The sequence below is a fragment of the Thioalkalivibrio sp. ALMg13-2 genome, assembly GCF_000381185.1.
GTDB classification, from domain to species: domain Bacteria; phylum Pseudomonadota; class Gammaproteobacteria; order Ectothiorhodospirales; family Ectothiorhodospiraceae; genus Thioalkalivibrio; species Thioalkalivibrio versutus.
In genome coordinates, this window is record NZ_KB906116.1 from 39716 (window position 1) to 62462 (window position 22747).

At 65.7% G+C, this 22747-nt stretch carries 19 protein-coding genes and 3 pseudogenes; 13 read left to right on the forward strand and 9 right to left on the reverse strand.

The genetic code is table 11. The features are described 5' to 3' along the window. The first annotated feature begins 63 nt into the window (after positions 1-63). From msrA to F618_RS0111000, 3 genes are all read left to right on the forward strand, one after another. Positions 64-684 (forward strand): peptide-methionine (S)-S-oxide reductase MsrA, encoded by a 621-nt coding sequence (msrA, locus tag F618_RS0110990; protein WP_019568570.1) that lies wholly within the window; start codon positions 64-66, stop codon positions 682-684. Positions 685-819: 135 nt separating this feature from the next. Then, complete coding sequence (locus F618_RS0110995; protein ID WP_019568571.1) at positions 820-1941, forward strand: flagellin; 1122 nt, start codon at positions 820-822, stop codon at positions 1939-1941. A 213-nt stretch (positions 1942-2154) separates the two neighbouring features. Next, positions 2155-2469, forward strand: coding sequence for a hypothetical protein (locus F618_RS0111000; protein ID WP_017941067.1), 315 nt, complete (start codon positions 2155-2157; stop codon positions 2467-2469). 33 nt (positions 2470-2502) lie between these two features. Here the strand turns inward: F618_RS0111000 and F618_RS0111005 are convergent, their stop codons facing one another. Next, positions 2503-3744, reverse strand: coding sequence for an HD-GYP domain-containing protein (locus F618_RS0111005; protein ID WP_018175719.1), 1242 nt, complete (start codon positions 3742-3744; stop codon positions 2503-2505). Positions 3745-4138: 394 nt separating this feature from the next. Between F618_RS0111005 and F618_RS0111015 the strand changes: the two genes are divergently transcribed. Next, positions 4139-5368 (forward strand): bifunctional diguanylate cyclase/phosphodiesterase, encoded by a 1230-nt coding sequence (locus F618_RS0111015; RefSeq protein ID WP_019568572.1) that lies wholly within the window; start codon positions 4139-4141, stop codon positions 5366-5368. On the opposite strand, the gene F618_RS0111020 is transcribed toward F618_RS0111015, so the two are convergent. Then, the gene (locus F618_RS0111020; protein ID WP_018175716.1) at positions 5362-6054 is read right to left on the reverse strand and encodes a DUF4197 domain-containing protein; all 693 of its coding nucleotides are present in this window, start codon (positions 6052-6054) and stop codon (positions 5362-5364) included. The genes F618_RS0111015 and F618_RS0111020 overlap by 7 nt on opposite strands. Positions 6055-6161: 107 nt before the next feature. On the opposite strand from F618_RS0111020, the gene F618_RS0111025 reads away from it, so the two are divergent. Then, positions 6162-7226: an alpha/beta fold hydrolase gene (locus F618_RS0111025; protein ID WP_019568573.1), complete on the forward strand. Its 1065-nt coding sequence runs from the start codon at positions 6162-6164 to the stop codon at positions 7224-7226. A 28-nt stretch (positions 7227-7254) separates the two neighbouring features. On the opposite strand, the gene F618_RS0111030 is transcribed toward F618_RS0111025, so the two are convergent. Beyond that, positions 7255-8232, reverse strand: a complete 978-nt coding sequence (locus F618_RS0111030) for an OmpA family protein (protein WP_018175714.1) — start codon at positions 8230-8232, stop codon at positions 7255-7257. A gap of 130 nt (positions 8233-8362) precedes the next feature. Between F618_RS0111030 and F618_RS16205 the strand changes: the two genes are divergently transcribed. The 3 genes and pseudogenes from F618_RS16205 to F618_RS0111055 all read left to right on the forward strand — a co-directional run bounded on the left by F618_RS16205 (position 8363) and on the right by F618_RS0111055 (position 10501). Continuing rightward, positions 8363-8506, forward strand: coding sequence for a hypothetical protein (locus F618_RS16205; RefSeq protein WP_018175713.1), 144 nt, complete (start codon positions 8363-8365; stop codon positions 8504-8506). 73 nt (positions 8507-8579) lie between these two features. Next, positions 8580-9276: pseudogene (locus F618_RS14855) on the forward strand (MOSC domain-containing protein). Positions 9277-9961: 685 nt separating this feature from the next. Beyond that, complete coding sequence (locus F618_RS0111055) at positions 9962-10501, forward strand: DsrE family protein (RefSeq protein ID WP_019562985.1); 540 nt, start codon at positions 9962-9964, stop codon at positions 10499-10501. A 333-nt stretch (positions 10502-10834) separates the two neighbouring features. Here F618_RS0111055 and F618_RS0111060 read toward each other — a convergent pair whose 3' ends face one another. After that, a complete protein-coding gene (locus tag F618_RS0111060) occupies positions 10835-13234 on the reverse strand; it encodes an EAL domain-containing protein (protein ID WP_019568575.1) in 2400 nt (799 codons plus the stop codon). 206 nt (positions 13235-13440) lie between these two features. On the opposite strand from F618_RS0111060, the pseudogene F618_RS16365 reads away from it, so the two are divergent. Continuing rightward, positions 13441-13554 (forward strand): annotated as a pseudogene (locus F618_RS16365) (MOSC domain-containing protein); the annotation flags it as partial. A gap of 36 nt (positions 13555-13590) precedes the next feature. Here the strand turns inward: F618_RS16365 and F618_RS0111065 are convergent. Both F618_RS0111065 and F618_RS0111070 read right to left on the reverse strand, forming a co-directional pair. Next, positions 13591-15114 carry an NAD(P)H-dependent oxidoreductase gene (locus tag F618_RS0111065; protein ID WP_019568576.1) on the reverse strand — a complete coding sequence of 508 codons (1524 nt, stop codon included), beginning with the start codon at positions 15112-15114 and terminating at the stop codon, positions 13591-13593. Between the two features lie 412 nt (positions 15115-15526). Continuing rightward, positions 15527-16168, reverse strand: coding sequence for a hypothetical protein (locus tag F618_RS0111070; RefSeq protein WP_019568577.1), 642 nt, complete (start codon positions 16166-16168; stop codon positions 15527-15529). Positions 16169-16498: 330 nt separating this feature from the next. Here F618_RS0111070 and F618_RS0111075 point away from each other — a divergent pair, with 330 nt between their 5' ends. Further along, entirely contained in the window at positions 16499-18031 is a 1533-nt protein-coding gene (locus tag F618_RS0111075; RefSeq protein WP_019568578.1) for an L-lactate permease, read from the forward strand. 70 nt (positions 18032-18101) lie between these two features. Here F618_RS0111075 and F618_RS0111080 read toward each other — a convergent pair whose 3' ends face one another. Further along, complete coding sequence (locus F618_RS0111080; protein WP_019568579.1) at positions 18102-18896, reverse strand: class III extradiol ring-cleavage dioxygenase; 795 nt, start codon at positions 18894-18896, stop codon at positions 18102-18104. Between the two features lie 282 nt (positions 18897-19178). On the opposite strand from F618_RS0111080, the gene F618_RS0111085 reads away from it, so the two are divergent. From F618_RS0111085 to F618_RS0111095, 3 genes are all read left to right on the forward strand, one after another. Continuing rightward, positions 19179-19652, forward strand: a complete 474-nt coding sequence (locus F618_RS0111085) for an SgcJ/EcaC family oxidoreductase (RefSeq protein WP_026304744.1) — start codon at positions 19179-19181, stop codon at positions 19650-19652. A gap of 588 nt (positions 19653-20240) precedes the next feature. Then, entirely contained in the window at positions 20241-20636 is a 396-nt protein-coding gene (locus F618_RS0111090) for a sulfur globule family protein (protein WP_018950763.1), read from the forward strand. Positions 20637-20891: 255 nt separating this feature from the next. Beyond that, a complete protein-coding gene (locus tag F618_RS0111095) occupies positions 20892-22130 on the forward strand; it encodes an MFS transporter (RefSeq protein WP_026287941.1) in 1239 nt (412 codons plus the stop codon). 4 nt (positions 22131-22134) lie between these two features. Here the strand turns inward: F618_RS0111095 and F618_RS14860 are convergent. Both F618_RS14860 and F618_RS0111105 read right to left on the reverse strand, forming a co-directional pair. Next, a pseudogene (locus F618_RS14860) lies at positions 22135-22482 on the reverse strand (DUF72 domain-containing protein); the annotation flags it as partial. 10 nt (positions 22483-22492) lie between these two features. Beyond that, the coding region (locus F618_RS0111105; RefSeq protein ID WP_019568581.1) for an integrase core domain-containing protein at positions 22493-22747 on the reverse strand (255 nt) is incomplete at its 5' end.

Consider the following 22747-nt stretch of genomic DNA (forward strand, 5'->3'; position numbering starts at 1 on the left):
CGACGGGCACCATCCGCGCGGGTACGGGTCTCACCAACGGCCCACGCATCTTGGGTAGGCATCATGTCCTTCACTCGCACACTCTGGCTCGGCGCCCTTCTCCTGTTCTTGGCGCCGGCCCTGACCCAGGCCGAGGAGCCCGAACAGGCGGTGCTGGCCGGCGGATGCTTCTGGTCCATGCAAGCACCCTTCGACACGCTGGAAGGCGTGCTTGAAACCGAGCTTGGGTATACCGGGGGGCATACCCTCGATCCCGGGTACTGGCAGGTGGTCACCGGGCGCACCGGCCACGTCGAGGCCGTGCGTATCCTCTTCGACCCCGGGCGCATCGGCTTCAGCGAGATCCTGGAGGCCTTCTGGCGCAGTATTGACCCGCTGGATCCCCACGGGCAGTTCTGTGATCGCGGGCCCCACTATCGAACCGCCATCTTTCCGCAGGATGCCGCCCAGCGCGCCATCGCCGAAGCCTCACGGGCCGAGCTGAACCGCTCGGGCCGCTTCGACCAACCGGTGGTGACGCGCATACGGGACGCTGCACCCTTCTATCGGGCCGAGGACAAACACCAGAATTACTACCGCAACCATCCGGAACGCTACGCCAACTACGTGACCCATTGCGGCCGGGAGGAGCGCCTGCAAGCGCTATGGGGCGTACCGAACAGGTTGGGGCCACCATGGAAATGATTGGGTTTCCCGGGCCTAAAGTTCGGTTCAAGACCGCCGTTAACGCACTGTAGCCCCGAAACTTCGGCTGCATGATCCCGGCGGCATGGCACCGGGTACCGACAGGCCCGGTGACGGGCCATGAGACCCGACAACATGGCCCAGGTGATCAACACGAATCTCCTGTCGCTCAACGCCCAGCGCAACCTGCGGCTTTCCCAGGGCGCCCTGCAGGTGGCCCTGCAACGCCTGGCCTCCGGGCGCCGCATCAACTCGGCGCGCGACGATGCCGCCGGAATGGCCATCAGCGAACGCTTCACGACCCAGATTCGTGGCCTGAACCAGGCCATGCGCAATGCGCAGGACGGCATCGGGCTGGCCCGCACCGCCGAGGGCGGGCTGGGCTCCATGAGCGGCAACATCCAGCGCATCCGCGAGCTGGCCCTGCAGGCGGCCAACGGCACCCTGTCCGCCTCCGACCGCCAGGCCCTGAACCGCGAGGCCCGGCAGTTGCTGGCCGAGACCGACCGGGTGGTCACCCAGACCACCTTCAATGGACGGACCCTGCTCGATGGCAGCGCCCCCACCGCGTTCTTTCAGGTTGGTGCCAACGCCGGGCAGACCCTCGCCGTGGACCTCGGCGACGGCATGGGCACGCGCCAGCTCGGCGCGATCGCGACCAGCCGATCGGGGGATCTGACGGCGCTGTTCGCCAGCGGTCCGTTCACCGTCGCGGGCGACTTCCGCATCCGCATCGGCGAGCGGCCAGCGATCGACGTCCCGGACGGAGACTATGACTCGGTCGCGGCCCTGGCCACCGCCATCAACCGCGAGCTCGGAGCCCCGAGCCGCGCCTCCGCCAGCTTCGATGGGCGCCTCGACATCACCGCACGCGAGACCATCACCATCAGCGGCGACGCCGGTCTCAATGCCCTGGACATGCCCGCCACCCGCGCGGTCGAGGGCCACCTCGCCGGGATCGACCTGGGCACCGCACAGGGCGCCAGCGACGCCCTCGCCCGACTCGACCAGGCCCTGGACCAGATCAGCGCCCGGCGCAGTCGTCTGGGTGCGGTGCAAAATCGCCTGGAGTCCACCATCGACAACCTGGGCATCGGCAGCGAGAACCTCCAGGCCGCGCGCAGCCGCATCCTGGATGCCGACTACGCCGCCGAGGTCGCCGCCCTGATCCGTGCCCAGATCCTCCAGCAGGCCGGAATCGCCATCCTCGCCCAAGCCAACCTGGCACCCCGGCTCGTCCTGCGCCTGCTCGGCTAGGGAGACGCGGATTGAATCCGCGTCTCCCCGGGGTCTCACTGCTTAAGCCGCGCACAACCCTTGCTTTCCTTCATGTTTTGACATAAATGAAAGCTGATGGCGAAGCTCAAAGATGAATGATGGCCCCTGGTTGCCACCTCCCACCCGGTAACGCAGGAAAGCCGCACAACCCGGGAACCGCCGATTTAATCGCGTCCGGCACGGAGGTCCACCATGAAAATCCTTTTATCGCCCCTCGTACTGATCCTAGTTCTCGCTCTACCTCTAACCCTGTCCGGCTGCGCTACCACCCATGCGACCACGCCGGAGGCACGAGCGTCCGAGGATGCGCTGTCCCACATCCTGTTCGACTACGATGCAGACGCCTTTACGGCCTACAACATGAGACGCAGCGGCCGGGTCGACATCACCTTTGCACGGGATGTCCCGGATGGCCTGTACAGCGAAATGATGGATGAGCTGCGGGCCCATCCGGACATCCGCGGGGTTCGCTCGGCGCGGACAGGACCCGCCTGCGGCCTGTTCTGACGACCCGCCACCGGCGGCGGCGAAGCGTCTCCTTTATCCGTTGCCGGCGGGCAGACCGGACCACAGCTCATCCAGGTCCGGGAACGGCCATGCCGTGGGGTCCTCGCGCCCGGCAATAGCCTCCTGAACGTGCGTCGCCGAGAGGTCAACGACCTTCGGGGGAATCCGGCACCCCGAGCTGGTTGAGTAAAAGATCTTCACGACCGGCTTGAGCAGCGAACCGGCGGACTGGTCGACGACTACAGCAAGGCGTCCGGATTCCAGGCGCACCAGGGACCCCACGGGGTAAATCCCCAGGCTCTTCACGAACGCCTGGAAGACGGTCGGATCGAAATGGCCGTTCGCCCATTCGGCCATCCTGCGGATGGAGTCGCCCGGGTCCCAGCCCGCCTTGTAAGGGCGATTCGACGTAATCGCGTCATAGACATCGCAGACCGCGCCCATCTTCGCGTACAGGGTAATCTGATCCCCTGTCAGCCCCTCGGGATATCCCGAACCATCCATCTTCTCGTGGTGATGCAGACAGACATCCAGGGTGATCGGGTGGAGCTCTTCTTCGGCGGCCTGCAGGATGCGGCGCCCTTCCTCCGGATGGCGCTTCATTACGGCAAACTCCTCGGCGGTCAGCTTGCCCGGCTTGTTGAGCACATCCAGCGGCATCGCGGCCTTGCCGATGTCGTGCATCAGCCCCGCCTCCCCGGCCGCCAGCACCGCGGCGTCCTCCAGTCCCAGTTCGCGGCCCAGCGCCACCATCAGCGCGCACACCGCCACCGAATGCATGTAGGTGTAGTCGTCGGCGTTCTTCAGGCGCGCCAGGCTGACCAGGGCACGGGAGTTGCGGGTCACGGAGTCGGTGATCTCCTCGACCACCTTGCGCGCCAGTTCGGTGTCCACTGCGCGCCCCATGCGTGCCTCGCCGAAGATCGAGGTCATCGCCTGCCGCGACTTCCGGCAGATGGTCGCCGCCCGTTCCAGCTCCTCCCGGGTGGATGCGGGCTCCCGATCGCGCCCGGCATCCGGGACCGACTCCAGCGACGCCTGCACCTCGGCATCCCGTTCCGCCGGCGTCATGGCGGTCTCCGCACCCTCCACGTCCCGCCCCCTGGTGGTGTCGATCCAGACCTCGCGGATACGGCTTTCACGCAGGATCGCGAGATCCTTCGCATCGTCCAGCAGGAAGCGCGTGCGCCAGAAGGGATGCTCCATCCACGAGCCACAAAGTTCCCGGATGTACATTCCCTCGACGACATGTTCCAACTTGATCTTCTTCAGCATTCGGGGCCCAGGCTTGCAATGGCAGGCCGGGGCTGTGCCCCGGGCGGCGGATTATCATCCCGATCTCAATTGCCCACAACTCAGACCTAACACCGCCTAACGAGAGTCCTTTCTTGCCACCCGGGCATCGCGAGGAGGGGCATGAAAAGCCAGATCATCGAAGGCGAGGGCCCGCCTTTTATATGCATCAGGAACGACCCCGCAGCGTTCATGGGGTACCGATTTTCCAGATCCGCGCTGCCGATCTGCAGAACGGTGTTCTGACTCACATGTACTACACTCGTGATACAGGCGGTCGCTTGGACGACTGGACATGCCACCCTGAAGCCGTGCCGCCTTGTCGCACAGCCGAAGGTGTAATAACCGGCCCGGGATTGGCCAAAGGAAGAGCGCGATGTCCAGGTTTCCCTCGGCCCTGCCCTCCACCGGTGGCATCCGCTACACCGACTATCTCGCGCGCACCACACTCCGTGCCTGGGTGGGCATGTCATTCGTGGGCGCTAGTCTGCTGATCCTCGGCGGGCTCGCCCTGTCCTGGCTGATCGTCTACACCGCGGGTGGCGCCGACAGTATCGTCCCGCACTTTTATTACGTGCCCATCCTGTTCGCCGCGGCGCGCTTCGGCGCGGGCGCCGCCCTGGTCGTGGCCCTGGTGGCCGGCGTACTGGCCGGACCCATGACGCCAGTGGATGTCACCGCCGGCATCGCGCAGGAGACCGAACGCTGGCTAACCCGTACCGTATTCTTCGTCGGCATCGGCCAGCTGATGGCCTGGCTGGTCATCCCCGCGCTGCACCCGGTCACCGAGGAACTGCGGCGCATGCGCCAGGAATTCGATATCCGGCGCGGGCTGCGGCACAACGAGTTTTTCCTGCGCTACCAACCGATTTACTCCCTGGCGCAGGAGCGCCATGTCGGCGTCGAGGCGTTGATCCGCTGGCGACACCCCATCCGCGGAGAACTATCCCCGGCGGAGTTTCTGGACGTGGCGGAGGATTCCACGTTAATCCATGACATCTGCGATCTGGCCCTGGACGAGGGCTGCCGCCAGGCCGGTGCGTGGAACGCCCTGGCCGCCGAACACGGCCGCCCCGCATGGTACGTGGCAATCAACCTCTCGGCGCACGACATCGTCCGCCCCGAAATGGCGGCCCATGTCGCGGCCGCGCTGGATCGCCATCGGCTACCGCCGGAGTTGCTGCACATCGAACTGACTGAGACAGTGCTGGCGATGGACGCGGCCACCGATGCCCTGAAGCAGCTCAAGTCACTCGGCATCCAGCTCGCCATCGACGACTTCGGCACGGGTTATTCCTCGCTGGCCTACCTCAACCGCTTCCCCATCGACATCCTCAAGATCGACCGCCAGCTGATCTCCGGACTCGGCATTGATCCATCCGCCCACGACCTCTCGCGCGGCATGGTCCTGCTGGCCGAGTCGCTGGGCCTGCGGACCATTGCCGAGGGCGTGGAGACGAAGGAACAACTGGCAATCGGCCGCGAACTGAAATTCGATTGCATCCAGGGCTACTACTTCGCCCGTCCGTTACGGGCCGAAGAGATCCCATCCCTGCTGCTTTCCGACACGCCGCACACCGGCCATCTGCGCGCCGTGCGCTACTGACCGAAATAGTCGCGCAGGAGCTGGGTCGTGCGGGCAGTCGGATCCTCGCGGATGCGCCGCTCCTCGTCCGCGAGGATGGTAAACAGGCCATCGAGGGCGTGATCGGTCACATAGCGATCCAGATCGACGTCCAGCCCCGACAGGCCCGGAATGCGGCCCGCCGCGTCGCGCAGCGGCTGGTACACCCGATAGACGTCGGCCCGCTCCATCTGCTCCTGCACAATCGGCATGTAGCGCTCGCGCAGGGTGGATTCCGACGCGTCGCGCAGATACTGCGTGGCGGCATCATCGGCCCCGCGCAGCACCCCATACACGTCCTCCGGCCGCATCCCGCGGATGGCGCTGACAAACACCGGAACGGCCTCCCGCGCTGCCGCCTCCGCCGCGCGGTTCATGCGCCGCTCAAGGTCGTCCACCTGGCTGGCGAACCCGACGCGCCGCAGCACATCCCCAGCCTGTTCCAGCTCCTGCGGCAGCCCGATCCGGATCAGGGCGTTGCCCCAGTAACCGTCCTCGCGGCCGGTCCGCTCCACCGTGCGCTCGGTGCCGACCCGAAGGGCCTCGCGGATGGCCTCCTCGGCCCGATCATCACCACCATCGAGGCCGAAGTCGCGGACATCCAGTCCGGCGCAGGCGGTCAGCAAGAGGGGGACCAGAAGCCAGGGGAGCAGGTACGCGCGTCGCATGTCGAAACTTCCGTGAGGGACTTCCCGTCATGATACACAGGGCATCGAACCCCCCGCTCCAGCCCCCCACTTGCCGTGGAGCTCGGCTTGTCCGATGGTGATCGTCCATGAATGCCAGCCGTCCCGATTCGAACCGGCGCCGCCGGCGCCTCGGCGCCTTCCTGATCCTGGTGGGCGTGCCCCTGCTCGCACTGGCCATCTGGGTCGGCTGGGCCGAGCAGAATCCGGAACAGGAGCGCGAGCTGCGCGTCGAAGTCCAGGACCGCCTGCACGAATGGTTCCCCGAGAGCATGGAGCTGCCCGACGATCTGCAGGGCTTCCTGCCGCGTTCGGACCGGTTCGATGACGAGCGCCCGCCGGACGTCCTGCTGCTGCACGGACTGGACGAGCCCGGCGATATCTGGGACGCCCTGGCGCCCGCGCTGGACGACGCCGGAAGCAATGGCTGGGAATTCCGCTATCCCAACGACCAGGCCATCGACCACAGTGCGGACCTGCTGGCGGAACACTGGGCGCAGCTCGAAGGCGACGACCCGCTGATCCTGATTGGCCACAGCATGGGGGGTCTGGTGATCCGCGATTTCGTGACGCGCTACCGGCATCCGGAGGATGCGACTCCGCGTGTCGGGGGGCGACCCGTCGCCGGCGTGATCCTGGTAGCCACCCCCAATCATGGCTCCGAGTGGGCCCGGCTGCGGGTCTGGCTGGAGGTACGCGAGTGGCTGGCCGACATCCAGCAGCAGCGCTTCTCGCTGTTTGCCGGCCTGCGCGACGGCACCGGCGCGGCCAAGATCGACTTGCGCCCGGACAGCCGCTTCCTGGCCGAACTCAACGCACGCCCCTGGCCGGACGACATACCGGTCCGCATCATCGGCGGCAAACTGCCCGAACCCACCCCCGCCATGCGCGAGAGTATCGCCGCGCTGGACGAACAGATCGACCTCGAGGCGGTGGCCGGGCGCATCAGCGAATGGTGGGAGCAGACCGACGACGAACTGGGCGACGGCGTGGTGCCGGTCGAATCCCTGCACCTGGACGGTCATCCGGACCCGCTGATCCTCGAGGCCTCGCATCGTGGGCTGCTGGTACCCGGCCCGCTGACGGACGATCCGCCCGCCATCGACCCTATCCTCGACATCCTCGAACGCTGGAACGCCGCGCCGGGAGACTGAACACCCGGCTCGGGTCCGGCCCGCGCCGCTATCCGCCGCGCTCGACCAGCTCCACACGGCGGTTCTGGGCTCGCCCTGCCTCCGTGCGGTTGGTAGTGACCGGCGCCATCATCCCGGCCCCGGCGGCCTGGAGCCGGCTGCCTGCGATACCGTGCCCGTCGCGCAGCCAGTTCACCACGGACTGCGCGCGCTCCAGGGACAGCGACACGTTGTAGTCAAAGTCACCGGTGTTGTCGGTATGCCCGACCACCAGCAGCTCCATGGATGACTGCTCGTTCATCAGGTCCGCGATCGTCGCCAGCGCCTCGGCGGATTCCGGCAGGATCGCCGCGCTGTTCACCTCGAACAGGATGTCCTGCACCGCCACGCGGCCGTCCTCGATCAGGCCGGTCTCCATCTCGCCGGCGGTCAGCGGCTGGTGATCCATGGTCGTATCCATGTCCTCCGCGGTCACGATCGCTTTGGAGACCGCCGGCCCGTCGACCCGACGGGCGTTAAACACGGCAATCCCCGCCAGCACATCCCCGGCCTCGGAGCGCGCCGCGATGTAGCGCACCTGACGATCCCGGTTGGCTACCCGGCAGCAATCGCGCGCCCCGCGCTCGAACAGGCCGGATTCCCGGAAAAAGGTCCGTCCCGCCCCGCCCGAGAGCTCCTCCTCGGAGCCGGTGAACAGGATCTCGAAACCGCGTGCCTCCAACGCCTGCAGGTAGCTGCGCTTCACCCGCAGCGTGGTTACGCTGGGGTCCTCGAAGTTGTAGCTCAGCCGCAGGACCTCGCCCTCCAGCCGTTCGACCGACTCGAACCCATCCCCGTCCCACGGCCCGGTGGGCACCGCGAGCCGGTCAAAGTCGCTCTGGTCCTGGTACACGATGTACGAACCCGCCACCCGCGGCACATCCGGGTGATCCCCAGCCCCGTCGATGTCGGCCGCGCCCGCGCTGCCCACCCCCATCAGCCCCGCGACGACCCAGCCCGCAACCGCCGTGTTCGCACGCTTCCCCATGTAATTCCCCCTGTCCATACCCAAGATACGGCCCTACGGATACCCCAGCCGCAAGGCACCCTGCAACCCCGAAGCCGTCGCCCCGACCGACCGCCGCGGAACATCGACGGGAATCCCGGCTCTCAAGGGCATGGACATCCCCCTGCTCGTCATCGGCGCCCTGCTGGTCGCCAGCCTGACCGCCTTCTTCTCCGGCGTGCTGCCCTATCCCATCGGCTGGATCATTCTGGGCATCGCCTTCATCGCGCGGCTGCTCTACCTGCGCGGGCGCTGAACGACCGGTCGTCACCGGTGTACGGACGTTGTATCGTCGAGACTCCGCGCCAGCCCGGGAGTGCCCCTGCTGCATGACCACCACCCGACTCATCGGCATCTACACCGGCCGCGTAACCGCGGACTACGCCAGGGGCCGCGCCAGCGCCATCGACAAGCAGCCTGTGGAAGGCCCAGTCGTGCTGGGCCCCCTCGGCCTGGCCGGTGACGAACAGGCGGACCCGGAAAACCACGGCGGCGCGGAGCGCGCCCTGCTCCACTACAGCCTCGATCGGTACGCCGGGTGGCAGGAACAGTACCCGGATCGCGCCACCCGCTTCGTGCCCCCCCGGCTTCGGCGAAAACCTGGCCAGCCACGGCATGGACGAACACAGCGTGCACATCGGCGACATCTATCGCATCGGTACCGCCCGGGTGCAGGTCAGCCAGCCCCGCACCCCGTGCTGGAAGCTCGACGCCCGCTTCGACATCCCGGGCCTCGCGCGCGAGGTCCAGGAAACCGGGCGCTGCGGCTGGTTCTACCGCGTGCTGGAGCCCGGCACCCTCACCGCGGGCGACACGATCGAACGGCTCGAACGCCAGCCCGAAAGCCTCAGCATCGCGGCCGCAATGGCCGCGGTCTACCGGCGCCCGAACCGCCAGCACCTGCAGCTACTCGCCGATTGCGAAACCCTGGCTCCCAACTGGCGCGAGAAGGCCCGGAGAAAGCTGCGCCGCGCACCCGATGCCAGCAGCCAGCAGAGCCTCACCGGTGAGCCCGCCAAACGCTAATCCGCCCCCTACCAAACGGGAGAACGCGCGTCCCGCCCGCGCGCGCCGTTGCGGAAAATCGCGCTTCGGCGACGACGAAGGTCACGTTCCAACTCTTCAAGCGTCGCGACCATCCGCTCGAGCGATGTGACGCCTACGGCCGGAAGAAGTCCCAACCGCTTGTAGCGGCAAAACCCTCGTGTGCCATGGCCCCGTGCTCCGCCCAGCGCGAATGAAGCCGGGCGCCCGGCACAAGCAATTCGGCACCCTCCGTAACAGCTGCAAGCACCCCTTCACCTTCCGCAATCCCGCGCCTGCACGCTTGCCCGTCATCACCAACCATTCCATCCGCGCAGAGCACCCGCTCCAGCTCCAACCCCAGCTCCAGCTTCACGTGGGACTCGGGCCGCTCCGGCACCGAAACTGCGAGATGACATTCGACACGTGCAAGGCATGCGCCTGCAGGATGCTTGCCGGCAACAGGCCGGCCAACAAGCCCCCCTTCGCGGATCTGAAGAATTTCTTCAACCCGGGTTGCCGAGGTTGCTTTCTGGCGTTCTGCTGCCCCCGGGACAGCCCCCGCGCCTGAACTGGCGCCACCGATAGACTCGGTTTAGAGTACCCATGCCCGGAACAGGGGTGTAACGGGCGAACCACCAAAACAAAACCAATAACGAACGTTGAAAACTCATCAAAGGAGACTCAAATGAAACATTCGGAATCCCCGGCCAGGAACCGCCGGGCTCCCGCCAGGCCGCGACCCCGGCTTCTGGCCGCCCTGGCCTGCACCGCACTTGTCGGCCTCGGCTGGAACGCATCTGCCACGGCGTTCGAGCCCGAAGCCAAGGTCGTCTATCACGTGGACTATGGCGATCCCCAACGGCTCTCCTCGATGCTGACCAGCATCAACAACATGATGACGCACTACCAGAACGAGTTCATGGATGTGGACGTGCGGGTCGTGTTCATGTCGGATGGCATCCGCTTTGCCACTGACGACAACCTCGAGGAAACCCCATTCGAGGTGGATGCCGAATTTCAGGAGGAGCGCGACGAACTGCGCACACGACTATCCGGCCTGCACCAGACGCATGGGGTCAAGTACGAGCTGTGTGACATCACCCGGACCCGTGTCCGGCTGGATGCAAGTGACGTCCACGGCAACGTGGATCTCGTGCCATCCGGTGTAGTTCGGCTCGCCGAACTACAAAATGACAAGGGCTTTGCCTACATCAAGATCGATTGACGCAAGGCAACGCCCATCAACTCGCCGGGCCTCGGAAGAGACCCGGCGATTTTCCCGGTCACCAGGCTTTCACGTCCCATTTTCCGATGGCCCGAGCAGGCGAGACAGGGATTGCCCTCATGTCCGTCCGCACTGGAATTCCATCATCGGCGTCGGACCCCCTCCCGCCTGATCAGCCCGTTGCCCTCACTCGCATCCACCCTCTCACGCCTGCGCTCCCTTGCCGGGCGACCACTTTATGCCGGTGGAGAACGGCCGAGACCATCGTCGCGAACGCATTCTTCCCGGGATCGCGAGTAAACCCGGTTGCCCATCCGGGAAACACCATCCGCATCAGGGCGTAGCCCATTCGCCCGCCCGATGGACGCGTACCGGACCGGCCAATGATTCCGGACGCGCCAGGCCGTAGCCCTGCCCGTGAGTAACGCCAACCTCCGCGAGGCGCGCCCGGATGGCATCATTTTCCACGTGTTCCGCAATCGTGGTCAGCCCCAGGATCTGTCCCACCTCGTGAATGGCACGCACCATTGCGAGATCGACCGGATCGGTGTTGATGTCCCGAACAAAGTCACCGTCGATCTTCAGATAATCCACCGGCAGATGCTTGAGGTAGGAAAACGAGGACAGGCCGCTGCCGAAATCGTCCAGCGCGAAGAGGCAACCCGTTCGTCGCATCTCGGTCATCAGCCGGGCGGTTCGCTGCAGGTGCCGGACCGCTGCAGTCTCGGTGATCTCGAAGCACAAGCGGTCACCGGGGAGGCCGGACTTCGCCACCGACTCTTGCAGAAACACCAGGAAGGCATCGTTATTCAGTGATGAACCCGAGAGGTTGATCCCCATTACCGGAAGGTCACCACATCCGGCAGCCTGGAGTTGTTGCATGTACGCCAGCGTCCGGGACACCACCCAGCGGTCGACCTGCCCCATCAGGTCATAGCGTTCGGCCGCCGGGATGAAGGTATCCGGCCGGACCAACTGGCCATCGCTGTCACGCAGGCGAAGCAGGACTTCGAAATAGGCATCCGTGTCATCCGCCAGCGTGCGGACTGGTTGTGCCCAGAGTTCGAAACGCTCCTGCTCGATCGCGTCCGGAATGCTGCTGACCCAGTGCAGTTCGCCCGCCCGGTCACGCAAGTCCTCGTCCTCCGCCCGGAACACGCGCACCTGGTTGCGTCCCGTGTCCTTGACCACGTAGCAGGCCGCATCCGCCTGTTGCAGGATCAACTGGGTCGACTCGCTCGCCCCGCTGACTTCGACCAGCCCCAGACTGGCGGACACGGAGAAGGTCGACTCGTCCCAGTAGAAACGGAAGCTGGCCAGTTCGCGGCCGATCTCCTCGGCCAGGGTTCGTCCGTCCTCGATGTCCCGGTCAACCATCAGGATCCCGAATTCATCCCCTCCGAGGCGCGCGACGATATCGCGTTCGTGCAACAGATGAGGCAAGAGGGCCGAAACCTGACGCAGGAGCTCGTCGCCCGCGGTGTGCCCACGGGTGTCATTGATAATCTTGAACTGGTCGAGGTCGAGATAGCACAGGGTGTGCCGGGTGTCGTGCGTGCGCGCGGAACGTAGCTGGTCCTCGAGACACGCCTCGAAGGCCGGCCGGTTCAGCAACCCTGTCAGGGCATCGTGTGTGGCCTGATAGTCGAGCCGGCGCATCACCTCGCGCAGATCGCTGATGTCACGCATCACGAGGACGCTCGCCTGGCTGTCGGCGGCACGATTCAGGATCGGGGTAAAGGAAAGCTGGACCGGGCGGGTCTGGTCGTTCGCGGTGTGCAGGCGCATATGGGCAGGGTGGCCTGCTTCCGCGAGCACCTGACCACTGGATTCGAGCCGCGCGGACATCGAGTCCCCGCCGCTCTCGGCTTCCAGACATACCACCTCGTCGAGGGGCCGTTTCGCCAGTTGTGCCGCAGGCTCGCCCAGCAACAGGCTGGCCACCGGATTGGCGTAGTCGATACGCCCATGGTCGTCGGTGGTAATCACCGCGTCGCCAATCGACTCCAGCGTGGTCTGGGCCCGCTCCTTCTCGCGCCGGTTTTGTTCCCGTTCAGTGGCGATGATCTCCCGCTGGTGCATGTGGGTCAGGGTCATGCTCAACCAGTCGGCACTGAGCTGAAGGAACCGCCGTTCCAGCGCGTCCGGTGGCTTGCGTCTCGCATCGTCGCGATAGAGCACCAACAAGCCACGCTGGTTGTCGGGAAGCGGAAGTTCGACCGTCTCGAGGCAAGCCGGAAGCGAATCCAGGCCCCGGGAGCGCAGTTCCTCGCAGGTACCGGACCGGCCTTCCTCAAGGGACAATGCCGAAACCTCCCGCAGCGCACGTTCGGACAATGGCGAGGCGCGGTGCGGCGGGTAGTGCCGGAGTCGTCTTGCCTCCATCCCGGCCGGGTCCAGTTCATAGAGGGCCACCCCGTCCATCCGCAGCTGCTCGGCAACCACCCGCAGCAAATGCCGAATGGCCTCCTCGTGGTCACTGCTGGCCTGGGTCGCTTCGACAAAGGTGTTCAGGAGGTCGGTCTGCGACCGAAGCAGGTGCATGCGCGCCAGCATGAACCCGAAAAGGATCCCGACAACGGAAGGGATCGCCAGCAGACGCGGCTCGAAACGATCGGCCCCATAGACAAACAGGATCTGGACCACCGCCAGCAGAGTGACGATCGCGACCGAAATGCCGATGAACCGCGCATAGGCCGGCCAGGTGTTCCGTAACCCGAGTTGTGCCCGCATCCCCCCTCCCCTTGCGTGTCGATGCGTCGTCTGGCATCAACGGGGTCTTCCCGCAATAGCGGTGGAAATGCCCCCCGATCATTGTGACTATAACGGGTGCCTGATCGGGCCGAAAGAATGCGGCCCGCCGAAAATTAACGGCCCATCGGCTTCGGCACTCCGGGAAGGGCTTTCTGCACGTGCCGTTGCGGCCAAGATCGACCTGCCGCCAATTGCTAGACCTGGCCCCCAACTGGCGGGAGAAGACCCGGAGAAAGCTGCGCCGCGCCCCCGATGCCAGCAGCCAGCAGAGCCTCACCGGTGAACCGCCCTCCAAATAACGCGCGCCACGCACTGGCCCACGATGGCTCCCACCATCAGCCCATGACCAGGTTCACCAGGGGGAACAGTCCGAACCAGAGCACATAGCCCAGGGATGCCGCCATTAATCCATCGATGCGCCCCCTGGGGTCTTCGCGGTGCAGCGCACGCCACAGGAGCCAGACCAGCCAGGCGGCATACGGGACCACCACATACCCGATCCCGGCATAGGCCCCCTGCGCCCATCCCAGCGCATCGAACGATGCGCCGCTGATGGCCGCCAGGATGGTGAACGACAACGCCACCCAAAGCGCACCGTCGTTCCCCAGGCGCACGGCCAGGGTGCCCTTGCCCACCGCGGCGTCCGCCTCGCGGTCGGGAATCCCGGATAGCGTGATCGACGGCACAATCGCCAGGAACAGCGGCAGGCTCAACAGCCAGGGCAAGGACGCGGTCCAGTCGCCCGCCAGGAACACATAGCCACACAGCAGCACGCCCAGGCTGTGCGTCAGCGCAACATCGAGCTCGCCCAGCCCCCGATAGCTAAGCTTCAGCGGCGCCGCCGTGTAGCCGATCGCCAGAATCGCGAGGACGGCCATCACCGTCAGGATCGGCCCCGAATCTCCGGGTGCGGTCGCCAGCAACGCCACGAACGCGAGGGCGAAGCCCACCAGCGCGACGGCAATCCCCACGCCCAGCTCGCGCGCGGACAACAGCCCCTCCACCAGCACACGCGACCCACCGGTAAAGGGACCATAGAACCGGTTTTGCCGGTCCGAGCCAAAGTCCACGCGTTCGTTCACCAGCACCGTGGCCACTTCCAGTAGAAACAGGCACAGGTACCCGAGCCAGAACACCGGATTGCCGAACACCCCACCCGCCGGGGCGGCCACCAGCGCCCCCACCGCGTAGGCCACAAAGGTCATCGGATAGAACTGCAAGCGCAACGCCTGGAGCCAGGCACCAGCCTTGTGCGCAAGCCACTCGCCCGCACTTTCGCGCCCCCTGGCCAGACGCAGCCCTTCCTGGCGTGCGTGCTGCAACCAGGCTTTGCGCTGGGCCTCGTCGCTATGGCGCACCGAACCGAACATCAACGAGCGCACCGGCCGGACCCCACAAAACCCCAGCGTGGCGCGCGCCATCGCATTGGCACCTGGCTGGCGATACACCAGCCGGTGGATTAGCGGCGGCGTATCCATGGTCGTGATCAATTGCGCCGAGCGGCCCTGCAGCAACCCTTCGTACCCGGTACCGCCCTCGCAAGAGCGAAAGGCGAATTCCGGTGTCATGATCCGGTCCAGAAAACCCTTGAGCAGCGCCGGCATGGTGCCCCACCAGGTGGGATAGACAAACACCAGATGATCGGCCCACGCGACGAGGCCGCGTGCGGCCTCCAGATCCTTTTCGAGTGGCTGCTGATTGGGCGAAGGGGTGTGGACGTGTGGATCAAACTCCAGACTCGCCAGATTCAGGAACTGCACCTCGGTCCCGGCCGCGCGCGCCCCTTCGCTGTAGGCTTCGGCCAGCGCCCCGCACAGGCTATCGGTGCGCGGGTGGCCGAGGATGACGAGCACCTTCAAGCGGGGTCACTCCGTGCGGTGGTCATACCTTCGTTCTCCAGCCCGCCGCGGTGACAACCACCGACGTCATGGGTACCGCAAGCCAGGCCCTGCCCGCGAATCGGATTCCACCCTGCCGACGACGTATCCCTGCATGACGAAACCCTCCGCACCACGCTACTCATCCATACCCACGACCCCACACAAGTCCTCCGTCCGCGCCGACCGGCCGTTTTAGGGCCGATCCCGCGGGTCGAGGAATTCGTCCACCACAGCGGCTCCACCCAGAACATAGCCCGCGTCGGAGAGGCTTGCTACCGATCCGTCATACCCGGAAGCGCCGTTCCGTTAGAGAGCTCACAAGATCCGGTCCACCGGAACAGTTCACCGGGCGTACAAGAAGCGGTCGCGGCGACCTGCGTCTGCGGGTGGCTCAGCGACGCGGGTTACGGATTCCGAGCGCATCGGTATCCCGTTGCGGTTCGGACGGCCGGCGCAGTTCTGCGACGATCATGCGGAGCGATATGGCAAACAGAACCGCCCCCAGCACCAGCATGCCGTCGACCAGCCAGCCATTCGCCAGAAACGGAAAGATCGGAACATCAGTACCCCCGAGCTTTTCGGCCAGTCCCAACCCCAGCAGGAGCGACCCCGGCGTCTGCACCAGCGCCGCACGATGAAAGGGGTGCATCCGCACAGTCGACCGCTGTGCCGCGGCCACCGCGGACTCCTGGACGGCATCCGGCGCGGCCGATCGGGCCGCCTCCGGCGGCGGTGAGCCCGGCGCGATGCCCCCCTCAGCAGGACCCTCGCGGACCCCTGCAGGGTGGCGATAGGCAAACACCCACCACATCAACAACGGGCTGCCAAGGAACGCAAACAGCACCAGCCCGAAAGCCCCCGCCCCGGATGTCTCGCCACCGTTCAGCGCATGCGCAAGCAATACCGTGGCAAAGGGCAGCACCAAGGTCGCGAAGGCATACAACACCCGCACCCCAAGCGCGGCGCGCCGCCGCGATAACAGCATCACCAATGCGGCCAGTACCGCGAAACTGTATACAACCAGAAGAATCATGAACGCCTCCCTGCGTCACGTGATTGGAACGGTCCGTCGCTGCGGGGCCTGGCGACCCCGCCTGCCGATCCTACCGTCCTGGACCATCCGTTGCTCGTGCCCCCCCTGCGCCTTGCCCACTTGGCTGCGTTCTTCCCGGCCGTACTAGCCAAACCTATCGGCTAAACCATGCTGCTTTGGCCTTGGTCAAGCGCTACCGCTCGCCGGCCGGCCGGCTGACCCTGCACTCCCTATCGCCCCACGGCATCGACGTTGCCCCTTCCTGCAACGGTTATTCCCGAACCGAGCCCCGGGTTAGGATGACGCCTTGCGCATAACGGGAGAGGGATCGTGCTGTTCTGGCTCACGTTGGTGCCGTTCGTGTTGCTGTTCGTGTGGCTGGTGCCGTTGCGGCGGCCGGCCTTTGAAGCGGCGCCCATCGCCTATCTCGCCACCCTGGTGCTGGCCGTTCTGGTCTGGCAGATATCGGGCACGGTGCTGGTAGCGAGTCTGCTGGATGCTGCCATCGTTTTCGTGGAGGTCCTCCTGATCATCCTGATGGCACTGCTGGTGCTGAACGTGATGATCGGGACCGGGCACATGAGTGCAATCCAGTCAGTCATCGCCAGCGTCTCGCGCGACCACCGGGTGCTGGCCATGCTGCTGGGGTGGGGGCTGGTCGGTTTCGTAGAGGGCATCGCCGGCTTCGGCACCCCCGCGGTACTGGCGGCACCGCTGTTGGTGTATTTCGGCATGCGGCCCCTGAAGGCGGTCGCCATCGCCCTGATCGGCAACAGCACCGCCGTCCCCTTCGGTGCGGCCGGAACGCCCGTGATCATCGGCTTCGCCGGCCTCGGACTGGATGCGGAGACCACCCGCTCGGCCGTGTTGCAGACGGCGGTCATCCACACCGTCCTCGCACCATTCATTACGCTGTTCATGGTCTGGGTGGCAACCCTCGGCGAGGAACGTGGGCGCTTCCGCGAGTTCGTGCCCTTCGCCGTGCTATCGGCGCTGGCGTTCGGCATCCCCTATCTGCTGGTTGCCTGGCTGGTGGGGCCGGAACTGCCCGCGATCATCGGCGGCGTGGTGGCAATGGCGGTGATTGCCCTGGCGGCCCATCGCGGCTTCCTGCTACCTGGGCACGAACGGCGCCCAGAGGTCGAGCGGGCCCCAGTCGGGCGGGTGCTGCTGGCGTTTGTGCCATTCGCGGTGATGGCCGTCGCGCTGATCGCCTCGCGCACCATCATGCCGCTGCGCGAGGCCCTGCAGTCCGTGCGCTGGTCGCCGGGCGAGTTCCACGGCATCGAGCTGGGGCAGAGCCTGGCCCCGCTGTACACACCCTATTTCTACTTTGGGTTGGCCCTGCTCACCGCGCTGATCCTGTTCCGCGTGAGCCGCGCCACGCTGGGTCAGGCGGTGGCCGCCACCTGGGGCAAACTGCGCGTGGCGGCCATCGTGCTGGCGTTCATCATCGCCCTCACCCAGCTCCTGCTGAGCTCCGGCTCCAACGCCGCCGGCCTGCCGTCGATGCCACAGGTGCTGGGGCAGGGCCTGGCGGAATCACTGGGCGGGACCTTCGTGATGTTCAGCGCCTTCCTCGGCGCGCTGGGCTCGTTCATGACCGGAAGCGCGACCGTCTCCAACCTGCTGTTTGCACAACTCCAGGCGGACACCGCCGATGCCCTGGGCATGGCGCTCCCGACCGTACTCGCCCTGCAACTGATCGGCGCCGGGGTGGGCAACATGATCTCGCTGCACAACATCGCCATGGCGGCCGGAGCCGCCGGTCTGCAGGCGCGCGAGGGTCAGGTGATCCGCGAGACCATCATCCCGGTCATCGTGGTCTGCCTCGGGGCCGGCTTGCTGGCACTCGCCTGGTAGCCAGGGGCGGCGTCGGCCCGCGCTACGGGTTACCGGAAGGCGACACTGGGGCGCCTTTCCGTGGCCTCGGCTACCACCGATAACAACTGGCCTCCTTGCCCATAATTTGCATCCCGATACGCTCCGCCGCGGGGCCACCCGCCACTCCGTAGCAGACATGCAGCGGCAACAAGTGCTCCGCCCGCGGATGGCAGTACCGGGCGCCCGGCGCGCCATCCCAGTGCACGAGCTTGGCCGCCCGTGCATCTTCCGCGTCCGCGCGCCCGCAGCAAACGGCCTCCAACCAGGCCTCGAACGACTGGTTGAGCTGCCGGGCCTCCTGCGTATCGGGCGTGAAAAAGGCGCGCAGGTTGTGGAACGAGAAGCCAGACCCCACCACCCACACACCGGATTCATGCAGCCCTGCCAGAGCCCGTCCAATCTCAATATGCTGCGCCGGGTCCAGCGTCTCCACCAGGGAAAGCTGAACGCATGGGACCTGCGCCTCGGGATACATGATCTTCAGCGGCACGAAGAGCCCGTGATCGAACCCTCGCGCCGGGTCCAGGTGCGCATCGATGCCCGCCTCCTGCAGCCGTCGATGAACCTCCGCGGCCAGTGCCGGCTCGCCCGGGCAGGGATACTCGATGGTGTACGACTCCGGGGGAAACCCGTGGTAGTCGTAGATCAGCCCCGGATTCGCCCCGGACGTGATGGTCGGCACCGACGCCTCCCAGTGCGCACTCACCACCACCAGCGCATCGGGCACCCGCACGCGCCCGGCCAGACCCTCCAGATTCTCCACCATGGCCGTGTGCCCTGGGTCCCCCAGCAGTGGCAGCGGCCCGCCGCCATGGGACAAAAACAACGCCTGCGTCTTGTCCATCCTTCGCTCCCGCCGTTGCATCCCGGTCGTCCGGTCACCCACACAAGCCCGCTACCTACCTGCGCCCGTGTCCATCAACGCTGAGACCTGCACCCCTGGAGCCGACAAGCGCCCGCAGTCACTGCCAGACCAACGACCGCCCTGCACTGATCGTCCGGTTCGGGACTGGGCCCGTCACCCCAACCGTCAGTCTCGTCATGCAATCCGCTTCCCGCAACTGGCGTGCATCCAGCTTTTCGTGTACACCGGAAACGTGTGTCACCCCCAGCATCCGGAGGCTGCATGTCCAGGAAATGGTTTCTACTAGCCGCTTTGCCATTGGCCGCATTGACGTCGACCCATGCGTGGGCAGACCCGGGCGAGATCCAGCGGATCCTCGAGGCAAAAGAGGCCGCATGGGAGGCCGGCGACGGCGAAGCCTGGGCACGCGATTATCAGGAAGATGCGGGGCTCGTGAACCTGTTCGGGACGCGTTTCAATGATCGCGCGACCAATGCCAAACGGCATACCGAAGTCCTGCAGGGCCCCTTTGCCGGAACGTCGCTCAGCGTGGACGTTCAGGACATCACCATGCTGAGCGATGACACGGCCTTCGCCGAAGCCCTGTTGCGGGTCTCGAACATCGCGTCCATGCCTGCGGGCCTCCCGGACCGGGGGGACGGCGTCCTGCACACACGCATGAGCTTCCTGCTCGAACACGACGGTCATCACGGCTGGCAGATTCGGTTCGGGCAAAACACCGCCGTGCATCGGTAGGCGCGCGGAACCGGCATACTGGCACCGCGGCGAACTAGATCATGGAGACCCTCTGGCTTCGTCTCCACCGGACATGACGCGGTAGCGTTCAGGTGGTGACGCCTGGGTCTCGCGATGTCCGCCCCGCGCCCACTCCGATGGATGCGAGATCACTCCCGCCCGCACCATGTTCCGCCCCGCATCCACCCGTCTGCGCGCCAGCGGTGCCCTCGTCTCCACCGCCATCACGTGACCATCGGTCCTCTCGGAAGATGGCCTTTGCATCCCCTGCGCTGCTGAAAACCGGACTATCCCGGGCCGCGATCCACGGCATGGCATCCGCACTCTCGCCCTGAGATTCAGGGAGATGCCGGTCAGCGACCCTCGAAAACGTCGACTTTTCGACGGACCCCGCAGCCAACCCCCGCCAAAAGGTCAACATTCCGTCAAAAAATTGACCTATATCAGATTATCTGGATTTTCTTCTTTTACGATGGAAGCCGCTAGGTACTGGCGGGCCCAAAACCCCGCCCTCCAGCAGGCGGGGCCCCGAATGCCCCGAGACATTTGGTCTTGTTTAAGTGGTTGTTAACTTGAGGAGGTATTGCCATGAACAAGCTGGCCAAAGCTCTTTCTACCGCGGCGCTGATCGGCGCCTTTGCATTCCCGATGCATGCCTCGGCCCAGTGGTGGGGTCCCGGCTATCACGCGCCGAATCATGGCCCCTACTACGGTCCCGGCTACGGGTACGGTCCCGGCTGGGGTCGCGGCGTAGGTGACTGGTTCGGCCTCGGCGACATGTTCGGCGACTTCGACTTCAGCATGCGCGGTCGCGGCCATGGATACGGCAGCGGGCATGGATACGGCGACTACTACGGCCGTCACTACGGGAACTACTACCCGCGTTATGGCTATGCCCCGTATTACCACCCCGCCCCCTACCAGGGTGCAGCCTGGGCTCCGCAACAGATGGCCGCGGATCAGCCTGAAGATCAGGACAACTGATCGCGATCGCGCCTTCCGGCCGATAATCAACCGGCCCGGTCTGCCCATGGCAGGCCGGGCCGGTCACGTTCCTGCACCCCGCATTTCACACCGGATCTCGCCTCCCGGAAAATCATGGGATTCCTCATCTAGCCTGAAATTGACGCTTTATCCTCGTTTCATCGCTGTTTTCGACGTTTCGCGTGTTCAGCCCCCCGTTTTGCGGTCAAACCTGACCTATAGTTCTTTCAAAAACCCCGCCGGGCCGCAGATCCCATGACCGAGACCTCGGACATCCGCAGGAAGAGCTTCGTCGCCCACATGTCGACGGTCTTCATCAACGCCCTCAACGACAACTTCTTCCGGCTGGTGGTCATCTTCATCGCCATCCGCGAGTTCGTCGCCGAGGGCGAAGGCACCTTCTACTACAGCCTGGTCGGTTTCGTGTTCCTGCTTCCGTTCGTGCTGTTCTCGCCATGGGCGGGCTACATCGCCGACCGCTACAGCAAGAAGATCGTGATCGTCTGCACCCGCATGGCCGAGGCCGCGGTGCTGCTGACCGCCGCGCTGATGCTGATCACCGACAACTTCCCCGGCCTGCTGGTGACCACCTTCCTGATGGGCCTGCAGAGCACGTTCTTCAGCCCGGCGAAGTTCGGCATCCTGCCGGAGCTGGTGCGCTACCCGCAGCTTTCGCGCGCCAACGGACACATCCAGCTATGGACGTTCCTGGCGATCATCCTCGGCACCGCGCTGGCCGGCTTCGTGATGGAGTTCGCCGGCGAGGCGCTGTGGGTCCCGGCGGCCCTGATCGTGGCGCTGTCCGTCACCGGTCTGGTGACCAGCTTGTTCATCGCCCCGACCCTGGCCACCGACAACCCCGCGCCGTTCCGCCTGAACCCGTTCGCGACCGTCATGCAGTCGGTCACCGAGATCCGGCCACACCGCGTCCTGTTCATGGTGATCCTCGGCATCGCATGGTTCTGGGCTCTGGGCACGCTGTACCAACTCAACGTCCCACTGTTCGCCGAGGTCCATCTGGAGCTGGGCGAGCTCGCGACCGGCATCATCCTGACCACGCTGGCGCTCGGCATCGGAACCGGCAGCATCCTTGCCGGCTACCTGTCACGTGGCGGCATCGCCATGCACCATGCCCCGGCCGGCATGATCGCGGCGGCCCTGATCAGCGCATTGCTGTACTTCGCCACCGACAGTTACCCCGCAACGCTGGTGCTGATGGCCCTGCTGGGCATTGCCTCTGGATTTTTCATCGTGCCGATCACCGCCTACCTGCAGGGCCACAGCCCCGCTGACCGGCGCGGCCGCTTCATCGCCGCCAGCAACTTCCTGGCTTTCTCCGCCATGCTGGTGGCACCGGTCCTGTTCTGGCTGCTTACCGGGCCCGCCGGTGCCACGCCCGCACATGTGTTCATGATCGGTGGACTGGCCTCGCTGCTGGTCGGGCTAACGGCCCTGCGGCTGTACCGCCGCCATCGCGCGGAGGCGGATGCCTGAGCCATCAGCCTGCATCCCGCAGCCGTTCGATCAGGCGCTGGGCGTCCCGGGGCGCGGCGCCCTCGGCATCGTTGTCGAAGTAGACATGCACCTCGCGCCCCTGCGCCAGCCACTGCCGGACGCGGGCGGCCCACTGGTCCAGCAGGCGGTCGCTGTAGGCCGAGGCATAGGTGCGGGTATGCCCGTGCAGACGGCAGTAGACCAGCGGGCCCGCTATGGCCTCCCAGCACGGCCAGTCCGGGGCATCGGAATGGCAGATCCCCACTCCGGCCGCGTCCAGCTGCCCCGCCACCGCCACGGTAAACCAGCTGGGATGGCGAAACTCGATCGCATGCCGCACTGTCGACTTCCCCGGATTAGGTCTACGCATAACTAGAGGTTTCCGGGGTGTGTAACTGCCGGTATTCGACCGGCGTCAGGTCCCCCAGCGCGTCGTGAGGGATGGTTTCGTTGTAGTCCTGCAGCCACTGCTCGGTGTGTTCCCGGACTTCGGTCAGCGTTCGGAAGACGTAGAGGTCCAGGACCCCGCGGCGGTAGCTGCCGTTGAACCGTTCGATGAAGCCGTTCTGCATCGGTTTGCCCGGCTGGATGAAGCTCAGTTCCACGCCGCGCTGGTC

Bases quoted from the DNA above. Each gene is read 5' to 3' on its own strand.
- msrA (WP_019568570.1), top strand. From the start codon at position 64: ATGTCCTTCACTCGCACACTCTGGCTCGGCGCCCTTCTCCTGTTCTTG.
- F618_RS0110995 (WP_019568571.1), top strand. From the start codon at position 820: ATGGCCCAGGTGATCAACACGAATCTCCTGTCGCTCAACGCCCAGCGC.
- F618_RS0111000 (WP_017941067.1), top strand. From the start codon at position 2,155: ATGAAAATCCTTTTATCGCCCCTCGTACTGATCCTAGTTCTCGCTCTA.
- F618_RS0111005 (WP_018175719.1), bottom strand. From the start codon at position 3,744: ATGCTGAAGAAGATCAAGTTGGAACATGTCGTCGAGGGAATGTACATC.
- F618_RS0111015 (WP_019568572.1), top strand. From the start codon at position 4,139: ATGTCCAGGTTTCCCTCGGCCCTGCCCTCCACCGGTGGCATCCGCTAC.
- F618_RS0111020 (WP_018175716.1), bottom strand. From the start codon at position 6,054: ATGCGACGCGCGTACCTGCTCCCCTGGCTTCTGGTCCCCCTCTTGCTG.
- F618_RS0111025 (WP_019568573.1), top strand. From the start codon at position 6,162: ATGAATGCCAGCCGTCCCGATTCGAACCGGCGCCGCCGGCGCCTCGGC.
- F618_RS0111030 (WP_018175714.1), bottom strand. From the start codon at position 8,232: ATGGGGAAGCGTGCGAACACGGCGGTTGCGGGCTGGGTCGTCGCGGGG.
- F618_RS16205 (WP_018175713.1), top strand. From the start codon at position 8,363: ATGGACATCCCCCTGCTCGTCATCGGCGCCCTGCTGGTCGCCAGCCTG.
- F618_RS0111055 (WP_019562985.1), top strand. From the start codon at position 9,962: ATGAAACATTCGGAATCCCCGGCCAGGAACCGCCGGGCTCCCGCCAGG.
- F618_RS0111060 (WP_019568575.1), bottom strand. From the start codon at position 13,234: ATGCGGGCACAACTCGGGTTACGGAACACCTGGCCGGCCTATGCGCGG.
- F618_RS0111070 (WP_019568577.1), bottom strand. From the start codon at position 16,168: ATGATTCTTCTGGTTGTATACAGTTTCGCGGTACTGGCCGCATTGGTG.
- F618_RS0111080 (WP_019568579.1), bottom strand. From the start codon at position 18,896: ATGGACAAGACGCAGGCGTTGTTTTTGTCCCATGGCGGCGGGCCGCTG.
- F618_RS0111085 (WP_026304744.1), top strand. From the start codon at position 19,179: ATGTCCAGGAAATGGTTTCTACTAGCCGCTTTGCCATTGGCCGCATTG.
- F618_RS0111090 (WP_018950763.1), top strand. From the start codon at position 20,241: ATGAACAAGCTGGCCAAAGCTCTTTCTACCGCGGCGCTGATCGGCGCC.
- F618_RS0111095 (WP_026287941.1), top strand. From the start codon at position 20,892: ATGACCGAGACCTCGGACATCCGCAGGAAGAGCTTCGTCGCCCACATG.